The sequence below is a fragment of the Nocardia amamiensis NBRC 102102 genome, assembly GCF_001612745.1.
GTDB lineage: Bacteria > Actinomycetota > Actinomycetes > Mycobacteriales > Mycobacteriaceae > Nocardia > Nocardia amamiensis.
In genome coordinates this window covers 1-25,696 of the sequence record NZ_BDBA01000002.1, presented here as the reverse complement: position 1 = coordinate 25,696, position 25,696 = coordinate 1, and the positions used below count along the sequence as shown (strand labels likewise).

Annotated in this window: 22 protein-coding genes; 10 read left to right on the top strand and 12 right to left on the bottom strand. The window is 67.5% G+C overall.

The annotated features are described in order from the left end of the window. Window positions 1-84: 84 nt before the first annotated feature. The 6 genes from NA4_RS00355 to NA4_RS00330 all read left to right on the top strand — a co-directional run bounded on the left by NA4_RS00355 (window position 85) and on the right by NA4_RS00330 (window position 7,139). Window positions 85-1,224, top strand: coding sequence for an esterase/lipase family protein (locus tag NA4_RS00355; RefSeq protein ID WP_067462240.1), 1,140 nt, complete (start codon window positions 85-87; stop codon window positions 1,222-1,224). Window positions 1,225-1,391: 167 nt separating this feature from the next. Beyond that, window positions 1,392-2,780 carry a lipase family protein gene (locus NA4_RS00350; RefSeq protein WP_084496665.1) on the top strand — a complete coding sequence of 463 codons (1,389 nt, stop codon included), beginning with the start codon at window positions 1,392-1,394 and terminating at the stop codon, window positions 2,778-2,780. A gap of 119 nt (window positions 2,781-2,899) precedes the next feature. Further along, on the top strand, window positions 2,900-4,264 hold the full coding sequence (locus NA4_RS00345; protein WP_084496631.1) for a glutamine synthetase family protein: 1,365 nt from the start codon (window positions 2,900-2,902) through the stop codon (window positions 4,262-4,264). Then, window positions 4,245-4,991 carry a gamma-glutamyl-gamma-aminobutyrate hydrolase family protein gene (locus NA4_RS00340; protein ID WP_067462013.1) on the top strand — a complete coding sequence of 249 codons (747 nt, stop codon included), beginning with the start codon at window positions 4,245-4,247 and terminating at the stop codon, window positions 4,989-4,991. Before NA4_RS00345 ends, NA4_RS00340 begins: the two co-directional genes overlap by 20 nt. Beyond that, the gene (locus tag NA4_RS00335; protein WP_067462010.1) at window positions 4,988-6,349 is read left to right on the top strand and encodes an aldehyde dehydrogenase family protein; all 1,362 of its coding nucleotides are present in this window, start codon (window positions 4,988-4,990) and stop codon (window positions 6,347-6,349) included. The genes NA4_RS00340 and NA4_RS00335 overlap by 4 nt, the downstream gene beginning before the upstream one ends. A 25-nt stretch (window positions 6,350-6,374) precedes the next feature. Further along, a complete protein-coding gene (locus tag NA4_RS00330) occupies window positions 6,375-7,139 on the top strand; it encodes a 3-oxoacyl-ACP reductase (RefSeq protein WP_067462007.1) in 765 nt (254 codons plus the stop codon). Between the two features lie 255 nt (window positions 7,140-7,394). On the opposite strand, the gene NA4_RS00325 is transcribed toward NA4_RS00330, so the two are convergent. Continuing rightward, a complete protein-coding gene (locus NA4_RS00325; RefSeq protein WP_067462005.1) occupies window positions 7,395-8,432 on the bottom strand; it encodes a HEAT repeat domain-containing protein in 1,038 nt (345 codons plus the stop codon). Further along, on the bottom strand, window positions 8,426-9,103 hold the full coding sequence (locus NA4_RS00320) for a HEAT repeat domain-containing protein (RefSeq protein ID WP_067462002.1): 678 nt from the start codon (window positions 9,101-9,103) through the stop codon (window positions 8,426-8,428). The genes NA4_RS00325 and NA4_RS00320 overlap by 7 nt, the downstream gene beginning before the upstream one ends. A 513-nt stretch (window positions 9,104-9,616) precedes the next feature. Between NA4_RS00320 and NA4_RS00315 the strand changes: the two genes are divergently transcribed. From NA4_RS00315 to NA4_RS00305, 3 genes are all read left to right on the top strand, one after another. Further along, complete coding sequence (locus NA4_RS00315; RefSeq protein ID WP_067462000.1) at window positions 9,617-10,909, top strand: MFS transporter; 1,293 nt, start codon at window positions 9,617-9,619, stop codon at window positions 10,907-10,909. Between the two features lie 218 nt (window positions 10,910-11,127). Then, window positions 11,128-12,369, top strand: a complete 1,242-nt coding sequence (locus tag NA4_RS00310; protein WP_067461997.1) for a helix-turn-helix domain-containing protein — start codon at window positions 11,128-11,130, stop codon at window positions 12,367-12,369. Window positions 12,370-12,530: 161 nt separating this feature from the next. Further along, the gene (locus NA4_RS00305; protein WP_067461994.1) at window positions 12,531-12,965 is read left to right on the top strand and encodes a hypothetical protein; all 435 of its coding nucleotides are present in this window, start codon (window positions 12,531-12,533) and stop codon (window positions 12,963-12,965) included. Between the two features lie 229 nt (window positions 12,966-13,194). On the opposite strand, the gene NA4_RS00300 is transcribed toward NA4_RS00305, so the two are convergent. From NA4_RS00300 to NA4_RS00285, 4 genes are all read right to left on the bottom strand, one after another. Continuing rightward, complete coding sequence (locus NA4_RS00300) at window positions 13,195-15,678, bottom strand: tetratricopeptide repeat protein (RefSeq protein ID WP_169810955.1); 2,484 nt, start codon at window positions 15,676-15,678, stop codon at window positions 13,195-13,197. Window positions 15,679-16,223: 545 nt separating this feature from the next. Next, complete coding sequence (locus tag NA4_RS00295) at window positions 16,224-16,904, bottom strand: hypothetical protein (RefSeq protein ID WP_157128722.1); 681 nt, start codon at window positions 16,902-16,904, stop codon at window positions 16,224-16,226. A gap of 119 nt (window positions 16,905-17,023) precedes the next feature. Continuing rightward, entirely contained in the window at window positions 17,024-17,407 is a 384-nt protein-coding gene (locus NA4_RS00290) for an SUKH-4 family immunity protein (protein ID WP_067461983.1), read from the bottom strand. Window positions 17,408-17,493: 86 nt separating this feature from the next. Continuing rightward, entirely contained in the window at window positions 17,494-18,063 is a 570-nt protein-coding gene (locus tag NA4_RS00285) for a TetR/AcrR family transcriptional regulator (RefSeq protein ID WP_067461980.1), read from the bottom strand. 99 nt (window positions 18,064-18,162) lie between these two features. On the opposite strand from NA4_RS00285, the gene NA4_RS00280 reads away from it, so the two are divergent. After that, window positions 18,163-18,600: a DoxX family protein gene (locus tag NA4_RS00280; RefSeq protein WP_067461976.1), complete on the top strand. Its 438-nt coding sequence runs from the start codon at window positions 18,163-18,165 to the stop codon at window positions 18,598-18,600. Between the two features lie 300 nt (window positions 18,601-18,900). On the opposite strand, the gene NA4_RS00275 is transcribed toward NA4_RS00280, so the two are convergent. From NA4_RS00275 to NA4_RS00250, 6 genes are all read right to left on the bottom strand, one after another. After that, a complete protein-coding gene (locus NA4_RS00275) occupies window positions 18,901-19,704 on the bottom strand; it encodes an SDR family oxidoreductase (protein WP_067461975.1) in 804 nt (267 codons plus the stop codon). A gap of 11 nt (window positions 19,705-19,715) precedes the next feature. After that, window positions 19,716-20,678: a DUF1702 family protein gene (locus tag NA4_RS00270; protein WP_067461974.1), complete on the bottom strand. Its 963-nt coding sequence runs from the start codon at window positions 20,676-20,678 to the stop codon at window positions 19,716-19,718. A 16-nt stretch (window positions 20,679-20,694) separates the two neighbouring features. Next, window positions 20,695-21,198, bottom strand: coding sequence for a flavin reductase family protein (locus NA4_RS00265; RefSeq protein WP_067461972.1), 504 nt, complete (start codon window positions 21,196-21,198; stop codon window positions 20,695-20,697). Beyond that, window positions 21,195-22,370, bottom strand: coding sequence for an RnfABCDGE type electron transport complex subunit D (locus NA4_RS00260; RefSeq protein WP_174552890.1), 1,176 nt, complete (start codon window positions 22,368-22,370; stop codon window positions 21,195-21,197). The genes NA4_RS00265 and NA4_RS00260 overlap by 4 nt, the downstream gene beginning before the upstream one ends. Beyond that, window positions 22,367-24,379 carry a CRTAC1 family protein gene (locus tag NA4_RS00255; RefSeq protein WP_218022220.1) on the bottom strand — a complete coding sequence of 671 codons (2,013 nt, stop codon included), beginning with the start codon at window positions 24,377-24,379 and terminating at the stop codon, window positions 22,367-22,369. The genes NA4_RS00260 and NA4_RS00255 overlap by 4 nt, the downstream gene beginning before the upstream one ends. Next, on the bottom strand, window positions 24,376-25,696 hold a 1,321-nt coding region (locus NA4_RS00250), incomplete at its 5' end, for an aminotransferase class I/II-fold pyridoxal phosphate-dependent enzyme (RefSeq protein WP_157128721.1). The genes NA4_RS00255 and NA4_RS00250, both read right to left, overlap by 4 nt.

Genomic DNA, 25,696 nt, shown 5'->3' with positions numbered 1-25,696 from the left:
CGTGGCGAACATGGTGGGGCGGTGGTCTATTCGGCGCCGGGCCGCGCATCTTCGGCGTGAATGGAAGTGAATCGGATGTTGGCAATGAGGCACAACGCTCGGCGGGCAATTGCGGGGGCCACGGTGATCGCGGGCATGACCATCGCGACGGCCCTCGGTACGGGGGTGGCGCACGCGCAGGAGCAGATCGAACCGACCCAGCAGCAGCTCGCGGAGTACATCGACGCGGGCCTGGCCCCGGCTCCCGATGGCAGACAGCCGCGGGCGATCGTGGATTCCGGCAGCTCCTCGGGGTGGGCGACCAGCGTGGCTTCCGACACGGTGGGGGAGGGACCGGAGATGACGGCGTATCTGGCCGCGTTCGCCTACGGCCTGACCCATCCCGACGCCGCGCCGCCCGGCGCGAATCGCTGGAACTGCACGCCGACGGCCGAACACCCGCGGCCGGTGGTGCTGATGCACGCCACCTGGCTGAACGCCTACGACAGCTTCGCCTACCTTTCGCCGCGCCTGGCGCGCGCCGGTTACTGCGTGTTCGCGTTCAACTTCGGGCGCTCCGGTCTTCTGGAAGGCGGCGGGCTCGGCACGATCATGCCCGGCCGCCACGGCGTCGGTCCGATGGAGGAATCGTCGCGTCAGCTGCGCGATTTCGTCGACCGCGTGCTGGCCGCGACGGGCGCGCAGGCCGTCGACATCGTCGGGCATTCCCAAGGCGGCACGGTCGCCAACCACTATCTGAAATTCGACGGCGGCGAGGGCAAGGTAGGCAAGCTGATCAGCTTCGGCGCCACGCATCACGGCACCTCCCTGCTGGGCATGGCGACGCTCGGACGGACCATCAACAACCTGGGCGTCGACATCCTCGGCTTCTCCGAACCCTTGATCGGCATGTCGAATGTCCAACAGGCGGTGGGCTCGCCGTTCTACGCCAAGCTGAACGCGCAGGGCGACACGGTGCCCGGGGTGGCCTACACGTCGGTCGCCTCCCGGCACGACGAGATCGCCAACCCCTACCACTGGGCTTTCCTGCAGGCGGGCTCCGGCGCGACGGTGGACAACATCACGCTGCAAGAAGGATGCGAGCAGGATATGTCCGACCATTTGACGATCATGTACTCCCCGCGTTCGGTGTCCATCGTTTTGCGCGCGCTCGATCCGGTCGCGCACCCGGCGCTGGAATGCACCTTCAATCCGTGGATGGTCGGCGGCAACGGCAGCCTGTGAGTTCTCCTGTCACTGCATCGACAGGAGAAACCACGACCGGCTAATTGGCACCACGGACAATTCTTTTCCGGCCGCCGCATTGGTTGAGTGGAGTGCGGGCATCCGCCGCGACTATCGGCGCGGCGATGCCGGAAACCACGGCGGCGCCGTCGGAAAGGACGAACCTGATGAGTGTGGAGCCCGAGTGGGATGCGAGTGCGGTGTCGCCGGATCCGGCGGCATTCTCGCATCGGCCGATCCTGCCCGAAGACGATCCGTTCTACACGCCGCCACCCGCGGTCGGACGATTGCGCCCCGGCGCCATCGTCCGCTCGCGCGAAGTGGAGATCGGATTCTTCGGCCTGGTGCGCCAGCGTATTTCGGCGTGGCAGCTGCTCTATCGCACCTGTGATCTCGACGGCGTTCCCGAGGTCGCGGTGACAACCGTGCTGCTGCCGTGGGGCGCGGATCCCACCGAACCGCGGCCGCTGGTCTCCTTCCAGTGCGCGATCGACGCGGTCGCCTCGAAATGCTCTCCTTCCTATGCCCTGCGGCGCGGTGCGCGGGCGCCGGGGTCGATTCCGCAGCTCGAGCTGCCGCTGATCGTCAGTGCGCTGGCGCGAGGCTGGGCGGTGTCGGTCCCGGATCACGGCGGAAACGCGGGCCGTTTCGGCGTCGCCAGGGAGCCGGGGTATCGCGCGCTCGACGCGGTCCGCGCGGCTCTCGCCTTCGCCCCGCTCGGGCTGGACTCGACGACATCCGTTGCGCTGTGGGGATATTCGGGCGGGGGATTGGCTACCACCTGGGCCGCGGAGATGGCAGGCGAATACGCACCCGAGCTGAACATCGTCGGCGCGGTCGCCGGATCGCCGGTCGGCGACCCGGCCGCCGCGTTCGTCCGGCTCAACGGCACGCTGTTCGCCGGGTTCGCTGCCGTTTTCACCGCGGGACTGCGGCGCGGGTATCCGGAACTGGACCGCCTGCTGACCGCACACCTGGACGCGAGGTACCTCGGCTGGATGGCCCAGGCCGAGAAGTCCGCGACCTTCCCGCTGCTCTACCGCTTCGCCCGGCGCGACGTCGAAAAGCACAGCGGGAAGAGCCTCGCCGACATGCTTGCCCAGCCCGGGTTGCGGCGCATTCTCGACGACATCCATCCCGGCCGTCGCGCCCCTGCCATACCCGTGTTCGTGCTGCAGGGCGTGAACGACGAGGTGATCGCGGTGGAGGACGTCGACGGCCAGGTGGCGCGCTATGCCGAAGCGGGCGTCCACGTGCGCTACCTGCGCGATCGGCTCAGCACCCACCTGCTGCTGCAATTCCAGGCGCTGCCGGTGATGGTCGACTGGATCGCGGCGCGCTTCGCCGACCACGATCTGCCTCCCGCGGGCACCGAGACCGTCTGGTCGCTCACCTTCGCCGGACCGTGGTTGACCGGTCACCTGCGCTTCGCCGGCCTGCTGGTCCGGATGTGGCTCGGCCTGCCCATCCGCGCGGAGCGCCCGCCCGCGGCGCCGCCTGTCCGTCCGCGCCGCCTGTCCCTGCTTCCCGCGGCACTGCGCAGCCCGCTGTCCTGACCTGCGCCCACCACGCATCTCGACGCTGAACAGCCACGATCGGAAGATTCGTGTGTCGGGTCACGAACGTGTCCGTTTTGCTCTAGCGTGAGCACGGTTGGTGCCGAGAGGGGTCGTGGATGCGTAGCGGGATGCTGAGTGTGGCGCAGTTGCGGGACCATGTCGACACGGGGGAGATCGACACCGTGCTCGTCGCGATGACCGACATGCAAGGCAGGCTGCAGGGGAAGCGCTGCGCGGCACGCTATTTCCTGGACGAGGTGCTCCAGCACGCGACCGAGGCGTGCGGTTACCTGCTCGCGGTGGACGTGGACATGGCGACGGTCGACGGCTACGCCCTCTCGTCCTGGGAGACCGGCTACGGGGACGTCGTGCTCCGGCCGGACCTGCGCACGCTGCGGATGGTGCCGTGGTGGCCGGGCACGGCGCTGGTGCTGTGCGACGTGGAGCACGTGGTGCCGCAGGGGCGGCCGGTCGCCGCCTCGCCGCGCCAGGTGCTGCGCAAGCAGCTGGACCGGCTGGCCGAGCGTGGACTGCGCGCGTTCGTCGGGACCGAACTCGAATTCCTGGTGTTCGACGACAGCTACGAGGCGGCCTGGAACGCCGGGTACCGCGGGCTGACACCGGCCAACCAGTACAACGTCGACTACTCGATGCTCGGCACCGGGCGGATCGAGCCGCTGCTGCGGCGCATCCGGAAGGAGATGGACGGGGCGGGGCTGTACGTCGAGTCGGCCAAGGGCGAATGCAATCCCGGCCAGCACGAGATCGCGTTCCGGTACGACGAAGCCCTGGTCACCTGCGACAACCACAGCATCTACAAGACCGGTGCGAAGGAGATCGCGGCGCAGGAGGGGCGCAGCCTCACGTTCATGGCGAAATACAATGAGCGCGAGGGTAATTCGTGCCACATCCACCTGAGCTTGCGAACCGAGGCAGGTGAGCCGGTGTTCGCGGGCGACGGAGCCGACGGAACGTCGGCGCTGATGCGGCAGTTCATCGCGGGCCAGCTGGACTGCCTGCGCGAGTTCACCTACCTGCTGGCCCCGAACATCAACTCCTACAAGCGATTCGTGGCGGGCAGCTTCGCGCCCACCGCGATCGCGTGGGGCCGGGACAACCGGACCTGCGCGATCCGCGTGGTGGGCGAGGAGCACTCGCTGCGGTTGGAGAATCGCGTGCCGGGCGGTGACGTGAACCCGTATCTCGCCGTCGCCGCGCTCATCGCGGCGGGCCTGCACGGCATCGATCGGCGCCTTCCGCTGGAGCCGGAATTCCACGGCAACGCCTACCGCTCGGAGCGCCCGCGCGTGCCCCACACGCTGCGCGAGGCGGCTCAGCTGTTCGGGGACAGCACGGTGGCGCGCGCGGCGTTCGGTGATGATGTAGTGGAGCATTACCGCAACGCGGCCAGGGTGGAGCTGGACGCCTACGACGCTGCGGTCACCGACTGGGAGCGTATCCGTGGTTTCGAACGACTCTGAGGTCGCGGGAGCCCGTCCCGTGATCGGCTTGCCCACCTACGTGGAGCAAACCCGCTTCAACGCGTGGGATCTGCCCAGCGCGGTGCTGCCGCACGCCTACGTCGACATGGTGGTGGCCGCGGGTGGCATCCCGGTGTTGCTGCCGCCCGCAGGGGAAGCGCGTCCCGAGCTGGTGCGGCGGCTCGACGGGTTGCTGCTCACCGGCGGCGCCGATATCGATCCCGCCCGCTACGGTGAGTCATCGGCGGGGGTTCCCGGCTACACCAGGCCGGATCGTGACGAATCGGAGTTCGGCCTGTTCGCGCTGGCCAGAGCTGCGGACATGCCGATTCTCGCGGTGTGCCGCGGGCTGCAGCTGGCGAACGTGGCACTTGGCGGCACCTTGATTCCCCATCTGCCCGACGTCGTCGGCCACGAGGAGCATTCCGGCGTCGCGGGCGGGTTCACCACCACGCGTGTGCTGACCGCAGCGGGCAGCCGGGTCGCGGAACTCGCCGGTCCGGAGGTGAAGGTCTCCTGCCACCACCATCAGGCCGTGGACCGGCTCGCGGACAGCCTGACCGCCACCGCCCACGCCGCCGACGGCACGATCGAAGCTGTGGAGGCGTCCGACGGATCGTTCCTGGTGGGTGTGCAATGGCATCCGGAGGCCGACGCCACCGATCGCCGGTTGATCCGGGCACTGGTCGAGGCGGCGGACACCTACCGAAGGGAGCGCGACTCATGACGACAGCGCACGTGGTCAACCCGGCGACGGAACAAGTCGTCACGTCCGTCGAGCTGCTCAGCGAAGTGGAGACCGACGCGGCCATCGCCGCGGCTCAGCGTGCTTCGGTCGCGTGGCGCGAGGTGGCGCCGGGCGATCGGGCCCGGCTGCTGCGCCGGTTCGCCGAAGCGGTCGACGCGGACCTCGAGCACCTCGCCGGGCTCGAGGTCGCGAACGCCGGGCACACCATCGGCAACGCGCGCTGGGAGGCTGGCAACGTCCGCGACGTGCTGCACTACGCCGCCGGGATGCCGGAACGATTGCTCGGCAATCAGATCCCGGTCGCGGGTGGGGTCGACATCACCTTCCACGAACCGCTCGGCGTGGTCGGAGTGATCGTGCCGTGGAACTTCCCGATGCCGATCGCCGCGTGGGGGTTCGCGCCCGCGCTCGCGGCGGGCAACACGGTCGTGCTGAAACCCGCCGAGCTGACGCCGCTGACCGCACTGCGGCTCGGGGAGCTCGCGCTGCAGGCGGGACTGCCCGAGGGCGTGTTCCAGGTGCTGCCCGGCAAGGGCTCGGTGGTGGGGCAGCGGTTCGTCACCCATCCCGCGGTACGCAAGGTGGTGTTCACCGGCTCCACCGAGGTGGGCAAGCAGATCATGGCGGGCTGCGCGCACCAGGTGAAGCGGGTGACGCTGGAACTCGGCGGCAAGAGCGCGAACATCGTGTTCGCCGACGCCGACCTGGAGCGGGCGGCGGCGACGGCGCCGTACGGAGTCTTCGACAACGCCGGGCAGGACTGTTGCGCACGCTCTCGAATCCTGGTGCAGCGCAGTGTGTTCGACCGGTTCCTCGAATTGCTGGAACCCGCGGTGCGTGGCGTGCGGGTCGGCGATCCGTCCGACGAGTCCACCGAGATGGGCCCGCTGATCTCGGCCGCGCACCGCGAGCGCGTCGCCGAGTTCGTGCAACCGTCGACCAAGGTGGCGTTCACCGGGAACGCGCCAGGCGGCCCTGGATTCTGGTATCCGCCGACGGTGGTGCTGCCCGGCGCGCCCACCGACCGGGTGCTCACCGAGGAGGTGTTCGGCCCGGTGGTCGCGGTGCTCCCGTTCGAAGACGAGGCCGACGCGCTGCGGATCGCCAACGACACCGACTACGGCCTGTCCGGGTCGATCTGGACCAGTGACGTGGGCCGGGCTTTGCGGGTGGCGCGCGGTGTGGAGGCGGGCAACCTGTCGGTGAACTCGCATTCGTCCGTGCGGTATTGGACGCCGTTCGGCGGTTTCAAGCAGTCCGGGCTGGGGCGTGAACTCGGGCCGGACGCCGCGCTGGCGTTCACCGAGACCAAGAACGTCTTCCTCGCCACCCAGTGATCCAGCACTTCCGACAGGAGATACGTTGCAGCGCTTACAGGATCGAGTCGCCGTCGTCACCGGCGGCGGGAGCGGTATCGGTCTGGCCACGGTCCGTCGTTTCGCGGCGGAGGGGGCGAAGGTGGTCGTCGCCGACATCGACGCCGAGACCGGTAAAGCGGCGGCCGAGGAGGTCGCCGGACGGTACGTCCAGGTGGACGTGACGGACGAAGCTCGAGTCGAGGCGCTGTTCCAGACCGCGGTGGACACCTACGGCGGGTTGGACATCGCGTTCAACAACGCGGGCATCTCGCCTCCGGAGGACGACTCGATCCTCACCACCGGCATCGACGCCTGGCGCCGCGTGCAAGAGGTCAATCTGACCTCGGTGTACCTGTGCAGCAAGTACGCGATCGGGCACATGCTGGAGCGCGGTAAGGGTTCGGTGATCAACACCGCGTCGTTCGTCGCGGTGCTGGGCGCGGCGACCTCGCAGATTTCCTACACCGCTTCCAAAGGCGGGGTGCTGGCCATGAGCCGGGAACTCGGAGTCCAATTCGCCCGCAATGGCATTCGGGTCAACGCCCTGTGTCCCGGTCCGGTGAACACACCCCTGCTGCGTGAGTTGTTCGCCAAGGACCCGGAGCGGGCTGCCCGCCGCCTGGTGCACGTGCCGCTCGGGCGGTTCGCGGAACCCGAGGAAATCGCCGCGGCCGTCGCGTTTCTGGCCAGCGACGATTCCTCGTTCATCACCGCCTCCCAGTTCCTGGTCGACGGCGGCATCGCGGGTGCGTATGTGACGCCACTGTAGAGCGGCATACGCGCTGGACGTCGGCAGACTCATCGCCGCGTTCTGCGGATCGGATTGTCGCGCGCATTTCGTATCAGTCGGGTGGTGTCCAGCTGCGAACCGAACGCATGTAAGTGAGGCTGCGGTGTTGCGTGTCGGGCGGTGACGGTCAGCGGCTTGTCTTGTGCCAGAGGGTCGCCCCGCCTCGGAGACAAGGGCGGCGGTGCAACGCGTCCGCGCTGGTCTCCGTGGGACACCGCGTAGGCCGATACGTGGTTACCGACCCGCGGCGTCTCGGGTTTCCTCGTCCGGCCGGCCTTCGAGCATGTCAACGAGGGCCGAGGCGATGCGGGCCACGGCCCGATCATCGTCGTGGACCAGTTGCCGCAGGACTTCCAGCGCAATGGTCCCCGGCATCTCGGCAAGTGCCTGGGTCAGTCGAATCCGCACCCCAGAGTCCGCTGTGTGTGCGGCGAGTCGGTCGGCCAGCGCACTCATGATCCGGTCTGCCCACTCGGCGTCCCGTGCCAGGGTGCCCAGGATCTCGGCCGCCTCGACGTCGTTCGGGCCCTCGACCACCGTGTCGACGAGCGTCGGCACGGCGCAGGTCATGCCCCGCGCGCCCAGTGTCAGCGCAGCGCGTCTGCGGATGGCCGGGTCGGCGTCCGCGAGCGCGTCGGTGAGGATCGCCGTCGCCTCGGCGCCGGATAGCTCCGCGAGCGCGAGGACCGCGCGCCGCCGGACGTCGACGTTCGCCGAGCCCATGCCGGAGGCCAGGCTCGCCACAGCGGAACTGTCGGCCCGTGCGAGGGCCCACCGGAGGGCCCCGGCGACGTTCGGATCGGATTCGGTGAGGATCGCTTCGGCCAGCAGCTCGGCGGGTACCGACACGTCCTCGGCCGGGGACAGGATGGCCTGCTGCCGCCTGGCGGCACTCGGTGAACCGAGACCGTGCAGGAGCTCGACGAGGCGCAGGGCGTCCTGCCAGCCGGAGGGTTCGGCCGCATCGACCGCACGCAGACGCTCGAGCAGCTCCCGCTCCCGGTTCAGTCGTTCCTCGGTCTTTCGGATGAGGTCGCCGACCAGTGCGGACGGGGTGAATCCTGGATCGTCGAGAGCGCGTCCGATCTGGCTCAGTGACAGTCCCAGGGACCGCAGCCCCTCTACATGGAAGATCCGCCGGATATCGTCGGGGGAGTATTCCCGGTAGCCGCCCACGGTGCGGCCTGTCGGTCGTACCAGGCCGAGAAGGTCGTAGTGCCTGAGCATCCGGGCACTCACACCCGATCGGCGCGCCACCTCACCGATCAGCACGCGGTTGCCTCCTCCCGGTCCGGACCGAGCGCGACGACGCGTCTCGCCGCATCGACAGCGAGGTCGAAACCGGAATCCGGGTCGCGCAGCAGCCGCTCGGTAGCGCTTGCATGGGCACGCTGCACCGGGTCGTTACTTGTCATCGCGGTTCGCAGGACCGGCTCGATCACGTCGCCGAGCGCGACGAGGGCACGGCTCAGACTCAGCCGTACCTCCCGGTCACCGCGGCCGAATTGCGTGGCCAGTTCCATGGCCAGACCTTCCTTCTCCCCGTCGGGTACGAGGACGACGGCAGCGCGCCACGCACTCCTCGCGACCTCGTCGTCGGCGTCGTGCAGCAAGGACTGAGTGATCGCGGGCCACGCGTTCGGGTCCCCGATCTTGGACAGCGTGTGCAACGCCTGGCTGCGGGCCTGTGCGCGTTCGGAAGAAAGTTCCGCGCGGAGCTTCGGAACCGTGATCTCCGACGGGAGCCGGGTCAGCGCCCACGTGAGCATATCGCGCACGAAGAAGTCCGGCTCGATCGCGCACCGTGCTACCAGCGCGTCGACGAAACCGGGCTCGGGATGCGTGCCTGCTGCCAAGGCCGCCGCGAGCCGCGTCGACGAGTTCGCGGCGGCCAATGCGTCGAGCAGTCGTGCGCCTTGTGGATTCCTGTGTGTCGAGTTCATCGGGACCACCTCCGACGGCCAGTGAAGACCTTGTCACAATGACAATGTCAAGCTCACGGGCGCCGCAACCGATCGTGTTTGCGTCGGTGGATCGCGGAACGCCCTGCGCCGCAGCATCGAACACGCCTCCGCGAGGTTGCGGGATTGCGTATCGGCCGGGGGCGTCCGGCGGCATTCTTCGACTGGATGCGTGTCCGGGAGGCTGCATCGGGGCGTGTTGGCCGGGAGGGAGCGACGCCGCGTTTTTGCCCGACTCCGACACGCAGGTGTCTCATTTGTGACTGGCGTCACAAAGTTGGTGAATCGGCAGTTCATCGCGGCTATTCCAGAGCTCGTCGCACGGTGTTGCTGTTTGCTGGGTGAGAAACCTGGGTATCGCCCTGTTTCGTGCCGAACCTCTGGAAGTCAGGAGCCGGAGGTGGAACGATCAAGGTCCGTGTACGGGCTGGAGAGGACGTGCACGTGACCACATCCGAGAGTTTCCCACTGCGGCGTTCCGTGGCGGCTTCGGCCATGGGAAACGCCACCGAATGGTTCGACTACGGCGTCTACGCCGCCACCGCGACATACCTCACCGACGCGTTCTTTCCCGGCGAATTGGGGACGCTCGGCACCATGCTCGGCTTCGCCATCTCGTTCGTACTCCGGCCGCTCGGCGGCATGGTGTGGGGACCGCTCGGTGACCGCATCGGTCGAAAAGCCGTGCTGGCCACCACGATTCTGCTCATGGCCGCGGCGACCGGCGCCATCGGCATGTTGCCCACCCATGCGACGGTCGGTGTGCTCGCGCCGATCCTGCTGATCACCCTGCGTGTGGTGCAAGGATTTTCGACCGGCGGTGAATATGGCGGCGCCGCAACCTATCTGGCCGAATGTGCGACCGACCGCAGACGTGGGTTCCTCGGCAGTTTCCTGGAGTTCGGTACGCTCGCCGGTTTCGTCGGCGGCTCCGCGACGGTGCTGGCCTGCCAGCTGGTCCTCGGCTCGGACGCCATGCACGCCTGGGGTTGGCGCATTCCCTTCCTGATCGCCATCCCGCTCGGCCTGACCGGCTGGTACCTGCGGGCCAAGCTGACCGAAAGCCCGGTGTTCAGCGAGGTCGCCGAGCACAAGCACCCGCCAGGCGGCCTGCGCGAAGTGCTGACCACCTACCGGCGCGAGACCCTCACGCTGGCCGGATTGGTCGTCGCCCTCAACGTGGTGAACTACACGCTGCTCACCTACCAGCCCACCTACCTGCAGAACACGATCGGCATGGGCGAGTCGGCGACCACGGCGATGATGCTGGTCGGGCAGCTGGTGATGATGCTGGTGCTGCCGTTCTTCGGCCGCCTGTCCGACAGCGTCGGCAGACGCCCCATGTGGCTGTTCTCGCTCGTCGGCCTGGCGGTCCTCGCGGTGCCGATGTACTGGCTGATGGGTCAGGGCACCGGCTGGGCGATCGCCGGATTCATCGTGCTCGGACTGTTCTACGTGCCGCAGCTGTCCACCATCAGCTCCACCTTCCCTGCCATCTTCCCAACCCACGTCCGCTACGCAGGCTTCGCGCTGGCCTACAACGTCTCCACCGCGGCCTTCGGCGGCACCGCCCCCCTGATCAACGAAGCGGTGATCGAGACCACCGGCTGGTCCCTGTTCCCCGCCGTCTACATGATCGGCGCCTCCCTCATCGGCCTGGTCGCCTGGACCTTCCTCCGCGAAACCGCCGGAACCTCCCTGCGCGGAACCGAGGTCCCCGACGCGGGCGAGCCCGCGCCAGCCCTGCCCACCCCACCGACATCGGGGCTTGCTTCGCCCACTCCGTGAACCCTCACCTGCTTGCGCAGGTGCGAGACAACTTCGCTGCGCCGCAATAGCCTCCATATCGACGCCATTCCGCTTGGCGGCGAGCGTCGACAGTCGACAGCGCTGACCCAGAGCTGGATCCAGCCGGTCGATAACGGTGACCGGCACCGCGACTGCTTGTTCGGGCCTACGCTAGCGGGTGGGCGTCCGAGTGACCGAGCACAGGCCCGAGGTGACCGATGATCGATGATCTCGCCGGGAAGCGGACTGGCGAGCGTATTCAAATCCTGCGTGAGCGAAAGGGACTCAGCCGACCGGTTCTCGCGGGACTGGTCGGCATGTCTGCCTCCTGGTTGAAGGGTATCGAGCGGGGAACGCGGTTGCCGCCTCGGTTACCTCTGCTGGTCAAGTTGGCCGAAGCCTTGGCCGTGAGTGATGTGGCCGTTCTTGCGGGGATCGACATGGATCTCGGCGGTTCGACGTCGGTGCCGATTGCGTCGTTTGCGCGTGTTCCGCACGACGCCGTGCCGGCTATTCGCGAAGCTGTGCGGGATCCCCTGCTGGCAATTCCCATGCATCGCACGGATGTTGCGGCACTAACGGCGAGGGCAGCTGACGCGTGGCACCTCTGGCATCAATCGAAGAGACACCGCACAGATGTCGGCCGTGTACTGCCTGGGCTATTAGTCGATGCGCGCATCGCGGCCCGGCTCGCGGAGGGCGCAGACCGGCGGGCTGCCTATGCGGTGTTGGCAGACGTCTACGCCTTGGTGCAGCACGAAATCGTCTGGGCGAGTGAGTCGGAACTCCTGTGGACGGCGGCCGACCGAGCCATGCTCGCGGCACAAGAAGCGGACGTGCCAGTCACCTTGGCCGGTGCGGCATGGACACTCGGCATGGTGCAGCGCTCGGCCGGGGACACGGATGGTGCGCTGACGCTTGTGCGGGATGCCGCCGCGCTCCTGGAGCCGCGTCTGGCGGATGCCGAGGACGACGCACGCGGCATGTACGGCGCTCTGCAGCTGCATGCGGCGATCACCGCAGCCCAGGCCGGGCGTGAGGGGGACGCGTGGCGGCATTGGGACGAGGCCGATGCCACCGCAAGACGGCTCGGCAGGAACTACCACCATCCGTGGACGATGTTCGGGGCTGCGAACGTCAAGCTGCACGGAGTGACCATCGCCGCCGATCTCTCGAAAGCCTCCGACGCCCGCCACCGCGCAGAAGACATCGACCCAGATGAGATTCCCAGCAGGGAGCGGCGAGGGCGGCTCGGTGTCGAGATTGCTCGCAGCTATCACCAGCGACGCGATTATTCGGCAATGCTGCATTGGCTCGAGCAGGCATACCAGATCTCGGCGGATTCCGTGCACTACTCTCCGTCCGCACGGCAGATGATCGCCGACGCTGTGGACCGGGGCGGCGCACTCATCAGCCGCAGAGCACGGTCGATGGCCGGAAGCGTCGGTCTGAGCCGCTGACGTGGGGTGCACACTGCACCCCCTTCCGCACAGGATCACTGCGCGGCCCCGCCGGTAGCACGACCATCGGATGCTGATTCGGCCTCGACGCGAGGTGGACCCCGCGAATGTCCTTCTGCAGCCAGGGTCCTCGATCCATGACGAACAGCACAAGGGGATCTATGTCCACACCCGCAGTCGCGGAAGCGCTCGGCCGCTGCCACTACTACCGCACTGTCTGCCAATTGCCTTGCCACATCGACGAATCCGGCCGGATCGCAGTCGCCATCGGCGGCGGCGTGCGCGCACTCACCACTCCCGAACCACTCGGACACATGATCCGGGAGTATCTCGTCGCACGGTCACTGGCAGGCCCGATCGTGTGGCACCGTTCCCGGCGATACATATTCCTCACAGGCTATTCAGTCGAGGCCGACGACCACTCCCTCCATGCCCGTACCCTGTTGCGTACCAACTCGCAGATTGTTCCGCCCCTCGGGATCATCGCGCTCCCCTCGCTCACCGACCATACCTACCGACGATGGATAGAACCGGCGCGCGACGGCTACCGCCCCTCCCTGAAAACCGTCCTCGACGCACTGATCGCCTGCGCCTGATGTCGGATCCCGCCACACCGCGTCCCGGCGAACCTGACTTTCACCTGAGCCTTGTCCTAAACGGAGCCCGTCTGGATTACACCGCCTGCCGCACTGCCGCTCTCCGCTTCATCGCGGAATGGCACGCCCGCCAGCAAGGATCGATCACAGTTATCCCGGGCCCCACCGATGGCCTCGGCCGATTGCCATGCGAGCGTCTATATCTGGAGCCGTGACCGTGGGGGAGCGCTCATCGGATGCCGCTCGCCAGGTCGGCGAGGCGCTCGTACATCAGGGCGAGTTCACGCTGGTAGCCGAGGTTGGAGGGGGCGGTTCGCACCAGGTGATCGGCGACGGCGAGGCCGCGGCGGAAGTAGCGGGCTGCGTTTGCCACGTCTCCGGTTTCGCGTGCGAGGGTGCCCTGTTTGTCGTAGCAGGACAGCAGGTCGTGTTGGTATCCGAGGTTGCCGGGGTTCGTGGCCGCCAGTTCTTCGGCGATGTCGGCCGAGCGGCGGTACCAATCGTGCGCGGCGGGGTGGTCGCCTGCCGAGCGTGCGAGTGTGCCGAGTCGGTCGTAGGTGATCGATAGGTCGCGGCGGTAGGACAGGTTCGAGGGCTCGGTGTCCACCAGCGCGAGATCGATAGCCAGGGCGTTTCGGTATGCGTGCTCGGCTTCGGCGAGATCATTTCGGGCGCGGGCGTGATCGCCCAGTTTGTGATAGCTGGTCGAGAGGTCTCTGCGGTAGGCGGCGTTATCCGGCGCGGACTCGACCAGGCTCGCGGCGACCGCGGTGGCGTGTTCGAACTGCTGCCCGGCTTCGCGGGAATCTCCTTGTAGTGCTATCACTTTGCCGAGCGAGGTGTAGGCGAGGAGCAGATCGCGTCGATACCCGAGGTTCGCGGGAGCGGCGGCGACGAGTTCTTCCGACACTGCAAGGACGCGACGGCAATGCGTCGCGGCGGCATCGTGGTCTCCCTGGTCGATCGCGAGTGAACTCAGTGCCTCGTAGACGATCAAGAGATCGCGGCGGTACTGGAGGTTGCCGGGTGCGCTCGCGATCAGATCCTCGGTACCGTCCAGCGAACGTCGATAGAGCCGGGCCGCTTCGGCGAAGTCGCGCCATTCCCTGGCGATATCACCGAGCACATTGCAGGTGACGACGAGGTCGCGGCGGTACTGCGTATGGGTGGGGTCGGCGCCGAGCAGTTCCTCTGTGAGAGCGAGTGCACGGTGATAGTGCCGGATGGCCACGTGCGGATCGCCGTTCGCGCGGATCGCCCCGGCCAGCCGGTCCACACTCACCGAGAGGTCGCGCCGGTAGGAATGGTTCGACGGTTCTGCCGCGACCAGCGATTCGGCTACCTCCACCGAGCGTCGATACAGGCGGATCGCCTCGGCAAGATCCCCACGAGCGCGCGATAACTCGGCCAATTTGTCGTAACCGATCGATAGATCGCGACGGTATAGCAAGTTGTCGGGGTCGGCATCGACCAGTTCTTGGGTCACGGCGAGCGCCAGGTGATAAACCCGTCCGGCCTCGTCCAGGTCACCCACGGACAAAGCGTGGTTGCCGAGCTTGGTGTAAGAGACCGTGAGGTCCCGCCGGTAGAGCGGATTTCCGGGCTCGGCGGCGGCGAGCTCCTCGGTGAGGATGAGCGACGTCCGGTAGTGGTGTGCGGCGAGGTCTGCATCGCCCGCGGCATGGGCGATGTCGGCCACTTTCTCGTTGACGACGGCGAGGTCACGGCGGTACATGCGGTTGGCGGGCTCGGCCTCGGCGAGCTCCTCGGCGATGGCCAGTGCGCAGTAGTGCAGTCGGGTCGCCGCATCGACGTCGCCCGCTGTTCGTTCGAGATCGGCGAGCTTGCCGTAGGACACCGAAAGATCGCGACGGTATCCCGAGTCGGCCGGTTGAGCGGCGGCGATGCGTTCGCCGATCACGATGGAGCGACGGTACAGGCGCCTCGCCTCGGCGGGGCCGGTCGCGTTCGGTGCGAGTTCGTCTTCGGACACGACGTCCTCGCCGCCCGGATCTGCAAGCTCGTCACCTTCGCGGCCGAGGAGAGACGCCTGGCGGTACAGGTGCCCGGCGGCGCGCATGTTTCTCGCTGCGCGGGCGAGATCGCCCAATTCGTTGACGGAAAGCGAGAGTTCGTGCTTGTCCTCGGCACTCATGCTGTCGTATGTGCTCGGGTCTCCGGGCATCACGCGCGTGAGGAAAAGAGTGATCGTGCCGAGGAGCGTGCCGTCGCCAGAAGCTTCCCGGTCTCCGTGCGAGGAGCTCGAGACATGCTCCGCCAGCTGCCGATGATGTGCCGCAAAATATTTCGCGGTCGCGGACCGTATGTGCGCGTCGCCCGCACAGAGCCGGGTGAGGACTGTGAGACACCGCTCGAGCTGGGCAGGGGAGGCGCTGTGCACGCTGTCGGCTAGCAGTCGCACACCACCGTCGCTCTCGTCGCGCAGCACTCGGCCGACGAGCGAATCGCCGAGCCCGTCGGGCGGCGGGTTCAGATACCGCTCACCCGGATACCGCGCGTGCAGCCACTGCGCGGCCGCCGTCCGATTGGCGGCGGTGTCGGCTTCCCTTCCCAGGACCAGTGTCATCAACCGATCCGCCTCGGCGGCGTTGTCCGCGCCGAGCAGTGTCGTCAACGCGACGGCAAGGCGCAACGTCGTGTCGGGCACGCCGCTCGGGCCGGTCTCGTGCCAGTCGCGAATCAGCCCGCCCATCTCCGTCACCGTCGATGACTGCTCGGTTCGGTCCTGGCCGATTCCATCGGCCGATGAATTCTCGAACATTCAATTCCCCCAATGGATTCGGTAGGCGAGCAAGAACCTGATGCGCCGACGCTAACAGTCGGGTCCGACAGGTTCGGGGCCCCTGGCGCGGTCGGACCTCGTCGGCGGTTCGCTCGTTCGTCGAGGGCGAGGCAGGGCGGCCTTCGGCGAGCAGTTCGGGTCGGTATGCGGCGGCTGTCGGATGCCACGCATGACTCGCTTCGCCTCCGGGCCGATACGCTGTGTTCGACACTCCCACCCTGGCCGGATTTGTGGGGGGTCAGTTATATAAACTGTAACCCTACAAACATCACGAGGGTCGTCGCCCGAAACGGCCGGTGCGACACCAGCCGAACACGACTCCTGTGTTTCAGCGGGGCCGGCTTCAACGAGAATGCCCGAAGGGCGGCGGAGTCGGACGAGGTCACACTGATCGACCTGTCGATGCTGTATGAATGACGTGCACGACAAATGGGGTGGCGTGGGCGCGAGACCCGTCAGCTGGTGGCGGACCAGATTGTTACCACCGCCGTATAGGCATGGATGGCGTCGTTGAGCGATAGTTCGGTAATGAAGGCGACGCGATTGGCCACGGTTTTGACGCAGTAGCTGCTGTTCTTGCTGAGGGGTAGCGATTCGACGCCCTGAGTGGAGATGGCATCTGCGCAGTGTTGCCTGGTCGGCCTGGTCGGATTACCCCACAGCGCGATAGTGGGCTTCACTGTCAAGAAGTCGCCCCGCTGGCCGTAGATCGTGGCCTCGGAGAATTCGCGGGACGAAGAGTAGTTGTAGTTGACCCACGTGCTGACACCATTATTCCCGGATACCACTCTGGGCGGGACGGAGTCCAGGTCGAGGGAGGTCAGGTTGACCGTGCCGGACCACCGGATGCCCTCTGACGAGGCCGACGCCGTGGTCGAGGGAGTAGCGGCGGCCGTCGGGCGGTCAGTGGGCTCCGTCCGGGAGGGCTGATCGGATGGAGGGGTTTGCGAGGCGGAGTTCCCGCTCTGCTTCGCATCGAAGTACTTATCCGGTACCAGGACGATCAAACCCGCGATGACCGGCACGAGTATCGCGGCGAGAATAGGGTGTCGAGTGATCCAGGTGCGCCGTTCCGGAGGATCATCCTGCGGAGGTGGACTCGTGTCGCGGGCTTCGCCGGGCTCGTTGTCCCCCATGATGCACTGGTCTCCTTTGCCGTGGCTGTCGGAAAGCCTACCGCCGCCCATCGTTGTAGCACGAACTTCAATTATCAATTACGGCAAGGACTTCGCGGGTATGCAATGCCGGGTTCTCTTCATGGAGAGGGTGACTCGGTGCTGGCGTGCTGATCGTCGTCCTCCGGCCAGTCGTCCTCGACGATGAGCCGCCCGTCCCTGAGTGCGGCCGCGTACTGGTCGGCGACCATCGTGGCCGGGTAGGTCGGCCAGTAGGAGACCGCGCCGGTGGGCTTGTCGATGACGCAGACCGAGCCGCCGACGACCACCGGTGCGTTCGGGTCGGCGTGCGGCGGCCCGGCGAAGACGGCGACGGCGACGAAACAGGCGTTGAATTCGGTGATCCGGTAGGTGATTCCGTGTGCGGCGTGGTCGTCGCCGGCCAGGTAGCGGTCGGCGATCCGGTGCGCTCCGGTGAGGTCGAGAGGGGTCGGCGCGTCGGTCGGATAGGCGTGGATGTCCATGTGTCGACGGCAGCCGGGGTGGGGCCGCCTGCTCCTTCCGGATGTCCAGCTAACACGGTGGCGGCTCGGTGCAGGACGGTTTCGGGTCACTCGAACCGGATGGTGGACAGCATCGTACGCGCGAGGACCTCCGGATCGGGATCGGTGACCAGCGCCGAATTGTGCAGTGCCCCTTCGCGCCACAGTGATGCGAAGCCGTGTACCAGGGACCATGCGGCGAGCTGCATCGCCTGCTGGTGCTTTCGGCTGTGCTCCGGCTGGATCGCCGAGACGCCCGAGCGCAGTGCCGTGCCCGAACGTTCCCGCGCCGCTTGCAGTTTCGGATCGTCGGCGTGCAGAAGGCTGTGGCGGTACATGACGTCGAAGTGACCGGGATATTCGAGCGCGAAGCGAATGTAGGCCACCGCGACCTCACGGAGGTCCTCGGCGGCCTGTTCGAGTCGTTCGGCCAGCAGTTCGAAGCCCTCGGTGGCCAGCGCCGTGAGCAGGCCCGCTCGATCGCCGAAATGGTGGGCGGGTGCGGCGTGTGAGACGCCGGCGTGCCGCGCCAGGTTGCGCAGGGAGAGTGCGTCGACGCCGTCGGCGGCGATGCGCTCGGCGGCCGCAGCCAGCAGTGCCGCGCGCAGATCACCGTGGTGGTAGCTGTCCTTCGCCATGCCTCGATGGTGGCTGATCATCTTGACATTGACAAGTTGGCGCGCGCGGACCTAATCTTGCCACTGCCAAGATTTGCTTTCGATCCCACAGGAGACCCGATGGCACCGCTGGTTGTCCTCGCCGTCGTCACCGCAACCGCCCGGCTCATCGGCTGGCTGATCGGCCCCGGCTGGCTCGATTCCTGGGCGCATGCGACCGCGCTCGGCCTGGCCGCGATGTTCGTCCTCACGGCGAGCGCGCATTTCCTCCAGCCACGTCGTGACGCGCTGATCGAAATGGTGCCGCCGCGACTGCCGAATCCGCCCGCGCTGGTCACGTTCACCGGCGTGCTGGAAGCCGCGGGCGCGGTCGGCCTGCTCATCCCCGCGACCGCAGACCTGGCGGCGGCCTGCTTGATCGCGCTGCTGGTGGTGATGTTCCCGGCGAACGTCCGCGCCGCCCGTGCCGACCTCGGCATCAAGACCATGCCGCTGCCGCTGCGGACGCTGGTGCAAGCCGTCTTCATCGGGGCTTGCGCGATCGTCCTGGTCGGCTGAACACAACGAAGGCCCGCCCGCGCACCGGAACCCGATGTGCGGGCGGTTCGCCGCCGACGTGGCCACTTGCACCGTGCTGCCACGGCTGACCCAGGCCCCAGAACAGCACAACGCCACTGGGACCTGCCCAGCCGGGCATCGGCGACGGACGCCGGGGCGAACGCTCACTCCGAGCCGATCGCCTTGCCGACGTGACCACCGCACCGTTCCGCCACGGCTGACCGAAGCCCCGGAACGGCGCGACGCCTCTGGGACCTGTCCGGCCCGGTATCGGAGACGGATACCGACCGGCGCGAACGCTTACCCTGAGCCGAGTGCCTTCGCGATGGTGCGGCGTAAGAACGGCCGCGCCAGGTCTTCGGGCAAATTCGCCCACATCAGGAAGAACCGGGTCAGCGGATCGAGGGCGATGTGGTGCTGCCCCCGTTCCAGTCCGCGCACCGCGGCCTCGGCGACCCGCTCGGCCGACATCGGCTCGATCGATCCGGTGACGGCCTTGGTCTCCACCGGCTTGCGCAGGTTCTCCTTGGCCAGCCCAGGTGTATCGGTGTCGGCGGGATAGATCACCGTCACGTCCACGCCCTTCGGCTCGACCTCGTAGCGCAGACAGAGTGCCAACTGCCGGATACTCGCCTTGGTCGGACCGTAGCCGCTGTAGCCGGGGATGCCGAGGAACGCCGAGGTCGAGCTGACGAGAAGGATCTTCCCCCGCGACCGTTCGACCATGCCGGGCAGTACCTGACGCACCGCATGCACGGCGCCGAGGTAGTTCGCCGACATGTGCACCTCGAACTCGCCGGGGTCCACCTCGAGAAACCGGCCGGGCAGCGTGAGCCCCGCGCAGCAGGCGATGACCTCGCAGGGCCCGTTCCGCTGCTCCAATTCCGTGATGGCCGAGGCGAGTTGGTCCGGACGCGTCACGTCCGCCGCAGCCCAGTCCGCGCCGAGATCTTTCGCGGTGTCGCGCAGCGGCAGTTTCCGGCGCGCGATGATGGAGACTCGCGCGCCACGCCGCGCGAAGGCACCCGCCACCGCGGCGCCGATCCCTTCCGATCCGCCGGTGACGATGACGTGCTTGCCGACCCAGTCCCTGACCCGTGCCATCACGGCGATCCTCAGGCCCGGCTCGCGGTGACGATCTCGGCGACCCGATCCCGCCACAGCAGATAGGTGCCGGAGGTGCCGTCGTCGGGGAGACCTTCGAGCGAAGTCTCCAGCAGCGCATCGGTTTTCGCGACGCTGGTGCCGCAGAACACTTTCGCGGCCGCCTCGCTGTGCTCGTTGACGCTGTTGGTCTGCTGCCGGATGCGCGCCACCATGGCCGAACCCAGCGACAGCTGCGGCCGGTACTGCCCGGCCACGTCCCAGAGTTCCTCCATGACGGGGGTTTCCACGCCGCCGGCAAAGGTCACCGCGATGCCGACGCCGCTCCACAGGTCGGCGTGCCGCTTGGGGTCGAACTCGCTGATCATCCGCACCACACCGGCCGGGCTGCCGCCGCCGATGAACCACAGCGCACGTCCCGTGCCCTGATCCACGATGCGCTTCAGGTTGTCACGGTCACCGAGCCAGCCAGGGAAGCGGGTCTCGACATGCTTGTCACGCACGTAACGCTGCATCTTGAAGAACGCATTGTAGAAGCCGTAGCCGTCGATGGCGAGCCAGCGGAACAGCGGGTGCTGCGGGAAGACCTTGTTCCACCGGAACTTCGGGATCTTCGCCATCGCGAGACCGACCCCGACGTACATGGTCAGGGCATACTCGCTGGCCGGGCCGCTGATAAGTTCGGCGGCGCGCCGGCCGGGGGACAGCGAGTCGATCGCGGTGAGGCCGACCGCGGCGCCCTCGTAGGCGAACCCGCGGTACTTCGGCGGCACCTGGAGCAGCGTGGCGATCAGCTCGTCATTGTTCGCGCTGCGTACCGCGGAGTCGATACCCGTGACCAGTGCCATGGTCACCTGCTCCAGCTCGAGCGCGGTGTGCTGGTCGGGCTGCTCGAATTGGCTGAGCACCATGCGGACGCTGGCCGGACTGGGGACCAGCAGGGCCGCGCGGAGCGGACCGATAGGCGAAGGCATGAGGGTTCTCCAATCGTCAAGGGATTCGAGGGATGAAAGGACGGAAGCCGCCGTCGAAGAACGTCAGCGCACCCGAGGCGGCCAGTTCGGCGTCGCGTTCGGCGTGCACGACCTCGCCGATGACGATGCTGTGGTCACCGCTGTCGAAGACGGTGTCGAGCTTGCATTCCAGGCCCGCTGCCGCGTTCGCCAGCATCGGCGCGGCGGTCTGCGGTCCGGGAAACCACTCGACCTGGTCGAATTGCGCGCTGCCGTCGGGGCGCGCCGAGTCGGCGAAATACCGTGCCACCGGCTCCTGTCCTGCCGAGAGCACCGAAACGGCGAACGCGCCCGCCTCGTGGATCGCCCGGTGCAGGCGCGCCGTGTGGGCGACGCACACCAGGATCAGCGGGGGATCCAGCGAGACGGACGTGAACGCGTTGGCGGTCATCCCGTGCGGCCGTGGCCACCCGGTGGTGACCACGGTGACACCGGTGGTGAAAGCGCCGAGCACGCGGCGCAGCTCGGCGCTGTCGGTCATGGGCGAGCCGCCTCCGTCGCCAACTCGGCGGGCTCGTCCTCATCCGGGGCGACCGGACCGGACGGCGGCGGTGCGCTCGGCGACGCCGAGCGCTGCTGCCACCATTCCATGCCACTGCGTACCCACCAGTAGATGCCGCGGGCCGAACACACGATGACCAGCGCGAAGAACAACCCGTAGGCGATGTGCATCGAGGTGATCACGCCGTACAGGAGGCCAACGCCCGCGCCGAACATGATCTGCTGCTTCTTGCCCGACGGCGTGGTGCCGGGGTCGGTGACCATGTAGTTGGTGAACAGCACGAACGCCAGTCCGGTCATCATGCTCAGCGCGGCCAGGATCGAGACGTTCGGTTCGAAGATCCCGCGCACGATGGCCTGTAGCGCGAACGCGGTCACCCACGCGAAGATCAGCGGCATCTTCTTGGTCAGCTTGGCGTTCAGCATGGTGCCGGTGGTCAGCAGGAGCAGCACGATGAGCACGTCCGGCGGTCCGGAGATGTACTCGGTGAAGTGGTACGGCGGCGCAGGCGAGATCATCGGGAACACCAGGAAGCACACCGCGATCCCGAAGTTCGACGGGTTCATGAAGTGCCGCATCTTGCCGTTGATCTTGGCGCGCAGCACCCACTTCGTGCCCACCGCGACGACGATGCCGAAGATTATCGGCCACAGCTTGTCGTGCGCGAACATCAGGAAGTTGAACGCCAGACCCGTGATGTGCGAGGGCAGCAGGAACTCGAACAGCCCGCGCGGGCCGCGGCCACGGAAGGCGGGTGGCCGCTTGTACGCCCACGCCGCGAGGACTTCCAGCCCGATTTCGGTGGAGTACGCGGTGGCCAGCGCGATGAACGGCCACAGGAACGGCTGCTCGAAGCCGAGCAGCGGGAACCCGATGATGTTGAAGACCGTGATCGAGATGGCGAAGTTGCGCAGCGCCAGGTAGCGCGGATCCTTGGTTGGCGCCGGCGCTTCCACCCACTCCTTGGCGAACTCGGTACCCGACCGCTGCAGGGCCGAAATGCGTTCCGCGGTGGTGGCGGCGGTGCCGTTGCCTGCGGGACCGCCGTTGGCCGCGGCGCTGCCGTTACCGTCGGGGCTTCCAGTAGTTTCGGGATGGCCGTTCGACGCGGCTGCCGCGTCTCCCGGATCTTTCTTGTCGTTGTCGCTCATCGCTGCTTGACCTCCTGCGCGTCCGAGGCGAGGTTCACGGTGTGCCAGCCCGGCGCGAGCTGGAGGGTTTGTTCGTGCGGCGTGCCGTTGTTCTCACGCCACTTGATCAGGACGTTCAGCGGTGCGGCCGGATCGACGTCGCCGAGGCCGAGGTGCACCTCGGTTGCGCGCTTTCCGGTGTGCCCGCTGCCGCCGTCGACGTAGCTGGTGATCAGCCGGCCGTCCGGCGTGCGCACTTCCACCTGGGCGTCCACCGCGGGAACCCCCTGGACGGGAAGCCCGGCCACGGTGGTCGTGGTGGTTGCGCCCTCCCAGGTCGGCTTGACCAGCTTCAGGCCGAGGTAATGGCCGCTGTTCGCCTTGTTGTTGTGGTAGAAGGTCGGATCGCCCCACTGACGGGCGACGGCGAAGCTGAGCGCACCGTTGCCCGAGGTGTCGCCGACGGCGATGCCGCGCGACGGGACCGGGGTGTCCGTCCCGAGCGCGTGGGTGAGGTTGGCGAACTTGCCGTCGTCACCGCGGCTGAAGAAGCCGAGCGGATCGCTACCCGCCAGATCGGCGTCGGGGCCGATGATCGGCCAGGCCCACGGGTACTTGACCAGTTCGTCGTTCATGGTGCCGAGTTCCTGGATCTGCGGCCAGCGGTTGGTGTCGCCCTTGATCATGCCGGTGGCCTGGATCAGCTCGTTGCGGCCGTCGTTGTCGAAATCGCCGGTCTTGGCGTCCCAGCCCCAGGTCTCCCAGGCCAGCCCGACATCGGTCGCGCGGTTCTCGAACGGCGCGACGCCCTCGGCCAGCTGACGCGCGGCGTCCGCGGGGTCCTTGGCCGTGTTGTACCAGGCGAAGTGGCCTTCCATCAGCGCGAACCGCACCGCGATGTTGCTCACGAACAGGTCCGGCATGCCATCGCCGTTCAGATCGGCGAACTCCGCGGCCATGCCCTTGAACGAATCATGGCCGAGCACATACGACTTCGGGTCGGTGGGGCCACGCTCGCCTTCGGCGAAATTGAACCGGATGTCACCCGGCGCGGACCGGTTGACGAACAGGCGGTCGCGCCCGAAGTCGTTGGCCACGTACAGCTCGGGGAGCTGGTCGCCGTTGAGGTCCCTGGACGAGGCGGCCAGCGCCCAGCCGGTGTCCATGCCGATCGGGAACGGATTGGCCACCTCGCGGAAGTCGGCGGTGGGCTCGTCACCGGACTTGGCGGAGGCCAGCGTGAAGATGCGGGCCTTGCCGCCGTTGCGTCCGTTGGACAGCGAGTCGGTCATTCGCAGCGCGAGCTGGGCGTCGTCGGTCAGCACGTCCATGTCGGGGAAGTAGTGGCCGAGGAAGATGTCCGGCTTACCGTTTCCGTCGAAATCGGCGACCGATACCGCCGCGGTGATCCAGCGCTGGCCCTGATAGCTGCCGTCCGGTGCGTTCGGCGATGGAACCAGGTCCACCGGGCGGAAAGCCTTGGAGTCCAAGCGGTTGGCGTTCGAACGTTGCAGGTACAGGATCGGCGTGCGGCCGTAGTACTGAACGAGCGCGTCCATCCGGCCGTCACCGTTGAAGTCGCCGGGTGTGCAGCCCGACGGCACGGTGGACTCGTCGATCGGCAGCGGCTCGGGGTTGAGCACGAACGGCTCGTAGCGGCTGGTGTTGCTGTCCGGCGTCGGAGTCAGAAAGGCGGTGTCCGAGCGCGGATCGACGACGCACAGGTCATCGGCCAGCCGGTTGCCGTCGAAGTCGTTCATCGCGATGGACGCGCCGATCGAGGAGATCCAGGCCGACAGGTTGTCGTAAGCCGGACGCAGATGGCGGATCTTACGGTCGGTCGGCAATCCCTTGGGCAGGGCGATCGGCATCGCGGTGAAGTCGAACTTGCTCGCGATCGCGCCGCCCGCCTCGTCGTGGCTGGGCAGCAGCGCCGAACGCGCCGGAATGAACAGCGAACCCATCAGCAGCAGGGCCACCCCGGGAACCACGGCTTTTCGGAGGAGGGATCGGTTGATGGGAATTTTCACGAGTGCTGCTCCTCATGGGCGAGAGTGAATTGCTTTCCCGCGGTGTCCGCGAGTCCGTCGAGCACCTCGCGCAGCGTGGCCAGCGCCTGGTCCATTTGCTGCTCGGTGTGCCTGCAGTTGATGAAGAACCGCAGCCTGGCCTCCCCGGCCGGGACGACCGGGTGGGTGATGGCGTTCACGCTGAAATCGCGCTGCAGCATGGCCAGCGCCGCGAGCACGGCGGGTTCGTCGGCGCCGGTCATGACCGGGATGATCGGGGAACCCTCGGATGTGCCGATATCGAAGCCGTACTCCTTGGCGCGGCGGTGGAAGTACTCGCTGTTGTGCCGCAGTTGCGTCACGCGCTCCGGCTCCGCGCGCAGCACCTCCAGCCCGGCCAGCGCGGCCCCGATCGCCGAGGGCGCGGGCGCGGCGGTGTACATGCTCAATCCGCCTGCGACGTACTTGAATCCGTCGACCAGCTCCCGATTGCCCGCCAGATAGCCGCCGACGCTGCCGAGTCCCTTGGACAGGGTGCCCATCCAGACGTCCACGGCGTCGCCGGGCAGGTCGAAAAGTTCGCGCACACCGTGACCGGTGGCGCCGAGGGTGCCGAACGAATGCGCCTCGTCGATCATGATCGAGCAGTCGTAGCGCCGGGCCACCTCGATGATCTCGGGAAGGCGCACCACGTCGCCGTCCATGCTGTAGAGACCCTCGATGATCACCATTGCGCGGTCGAAACTGCGCCGCGACATCTTCAGGATGGATTCCAGCGATTCGGGGTCGTTGTGCCGGAACGAAACCCGCTTGCACCGCGACCATTCGGTGCCGGAGACCACGCTGTGGTGGATCAACGCGTCGCAGACCGCGAGATCGCGCTTGCCGAGAAGGAAGCCGACCGTCGCGGCGTTGGTGAGGTAGCCGCTCGCGGTCACCACGGCGGCTTCCGTGTCGTAGATGCGGGAGAGCTCGGCCTCCAGCTCGCGGTATATCGGCAGCTCGCCGGCCACGATGCGGACCGCGGCGGCGGAGGTGCCGTACTGGTCGATCGCGTCCTTGGCCGCCTGCCGCACCCGCGGGTCGGCGGCCAGATCCAGGTAGCCGAAGCTGCTGAAGTTCACCACATCCCGGTCGGCCATCCTGGTCACCGCACCGCTGACACCCTCGTGCGGCAGGTAGTACGGATTCACCAGACCCACCTGTTGGACCCAGGTGTCGAACCGCCCGAACCGCTGCCCGGCTTCCAGCACGCCGGGATGATCACGGAAGGACGTGTGCCCCGGCCCACGCCGCGCGCCACCGCCGTCGATGGCGGTCGGCGTGGCGGTCGCGGAG

Excerpts from the sequence above, each read along its gene's own strand:
- NA4_RS00355 (WP_067462240.1), top strand. The coding sequence starts at position 85 with ATGAGGCACAACGCTCGGCGGGCAATTGCGGGGGCCACGGTGATCGCG.
- NA4_RS00260 (WP_174552890.1), bottom strand. The coding sequence starts at position 22,370 with ATGAGCGACAACGACAAGAAAGATCCGGGAGACGCGGCAGCCGCGTCG.
- NA4_RS00265 (WP_067461972.1), bottom strand. The coding sequence starts at position 21,198 with ATGACCGACAGCGCCGAGCTGCGCCGCGTGCTCGGCGCTTTCACCACC.
- NA4_RS00320 (WP_067462002.1), bottom strand. The coding sequence starts at position 9,103 with ATGAACTCGACACACAGGAATCCACAAGGCGCACGACTGCTCGACGCA.
- NA4_RS00335 (WP_067462010.1), top strand. The coding sequence starts at position 4,988 with ATGACGACAGCGCACGTGGTCAACCCGGCGACGGAACAAGTCGTCACG.
- NA4_RS00345 (WP_084496631.1), top strand. The coding sequence starts at position 2,900 with ATGCGTAGCGGGATGCTGAGTGTGGCGCAGTTGCGGGACCATGTCGAC.
- NA4_RS00295 (WP_157128722.1), bottom strand. The coding sequence starts at position 16,904 with ATGGGGGACAACGAGCCCGGCGAAGCCCGCGACACGAGTCCACCTCCG.
- NA4_RS00285 (WP_067461980.1), bottom strand. The coding sequence starts at position 18,063 with ATGGCGAAGGACAGCTACCACCACGGTGATCTGCGCGCGGCACTGCTG.
- NA4_RS00280 (WP_067461976.1), top strand. The coding sequence starts at position 18,163 with ATGGCACCGCTGGTTGTCCTCGCCGTCGTCACCGCAACCGCCCGGCTC.
- NA4_RS00310 (WP_067461997.1), top strand. The coding sequence starts at position 11,128 with ATGATCGATGATCTCGCCGGGAAGCGGACTGGCGAGCGTATTCAAATC.
- NA4_RS00300 (WP_169810955.1), bottom strand. The coding sequence starts at position 15,678 with ATGGGCGGGCTGATTCGCGACTGGCACGAGACCGGCCCGAGCGGCGTG.
- NA4_RS00315 (WP_067462000.1), top strand. The coding sequence starts at position 9,617 with ATGGGAAACGCCACCGAATGGTTCGACTACGGCGTCTACGCCGCCACC.
- NA4_RS00350 (WP_084496665.1), top strand. The coding sequence starts at position 1,392 with ATGAGTGTGGAGCCCGAGTGGGATGCGAGTGCGGTGTCGCCGGATCCG.
- NA4_RS00275 (WP_067461975.1), bottom strand. The coding sequence starts at position 19,704 with ATGGCACGGGTCAGGGACTGGGTCGGCAAGCACGTCATCGTCACCGGC.
- NA4_RS00305 (WP_067461994.1), top strand. The coding sequence starts at position 12,531 with ATGTCCACACCCGCAGTCGCGGAAGCGCTCGGCCGCTGCCACTACTAC.
- NA4_RS00290 (WP_067461983.1), bottom strand. The coding sequence starts at position 17,407 with ATGGACATCCACGCCTATCCGACCGACGCGCCGACCCCTCTCGACCTC.
- NA4_RS00270 (WP_067461974.1), bottom strand. The coding sequence starts at position 20,678 with ATGCCTTCGCCTATCGGTCCGCTCCGCGCGGCCCTGCTGGTCCCCAGT.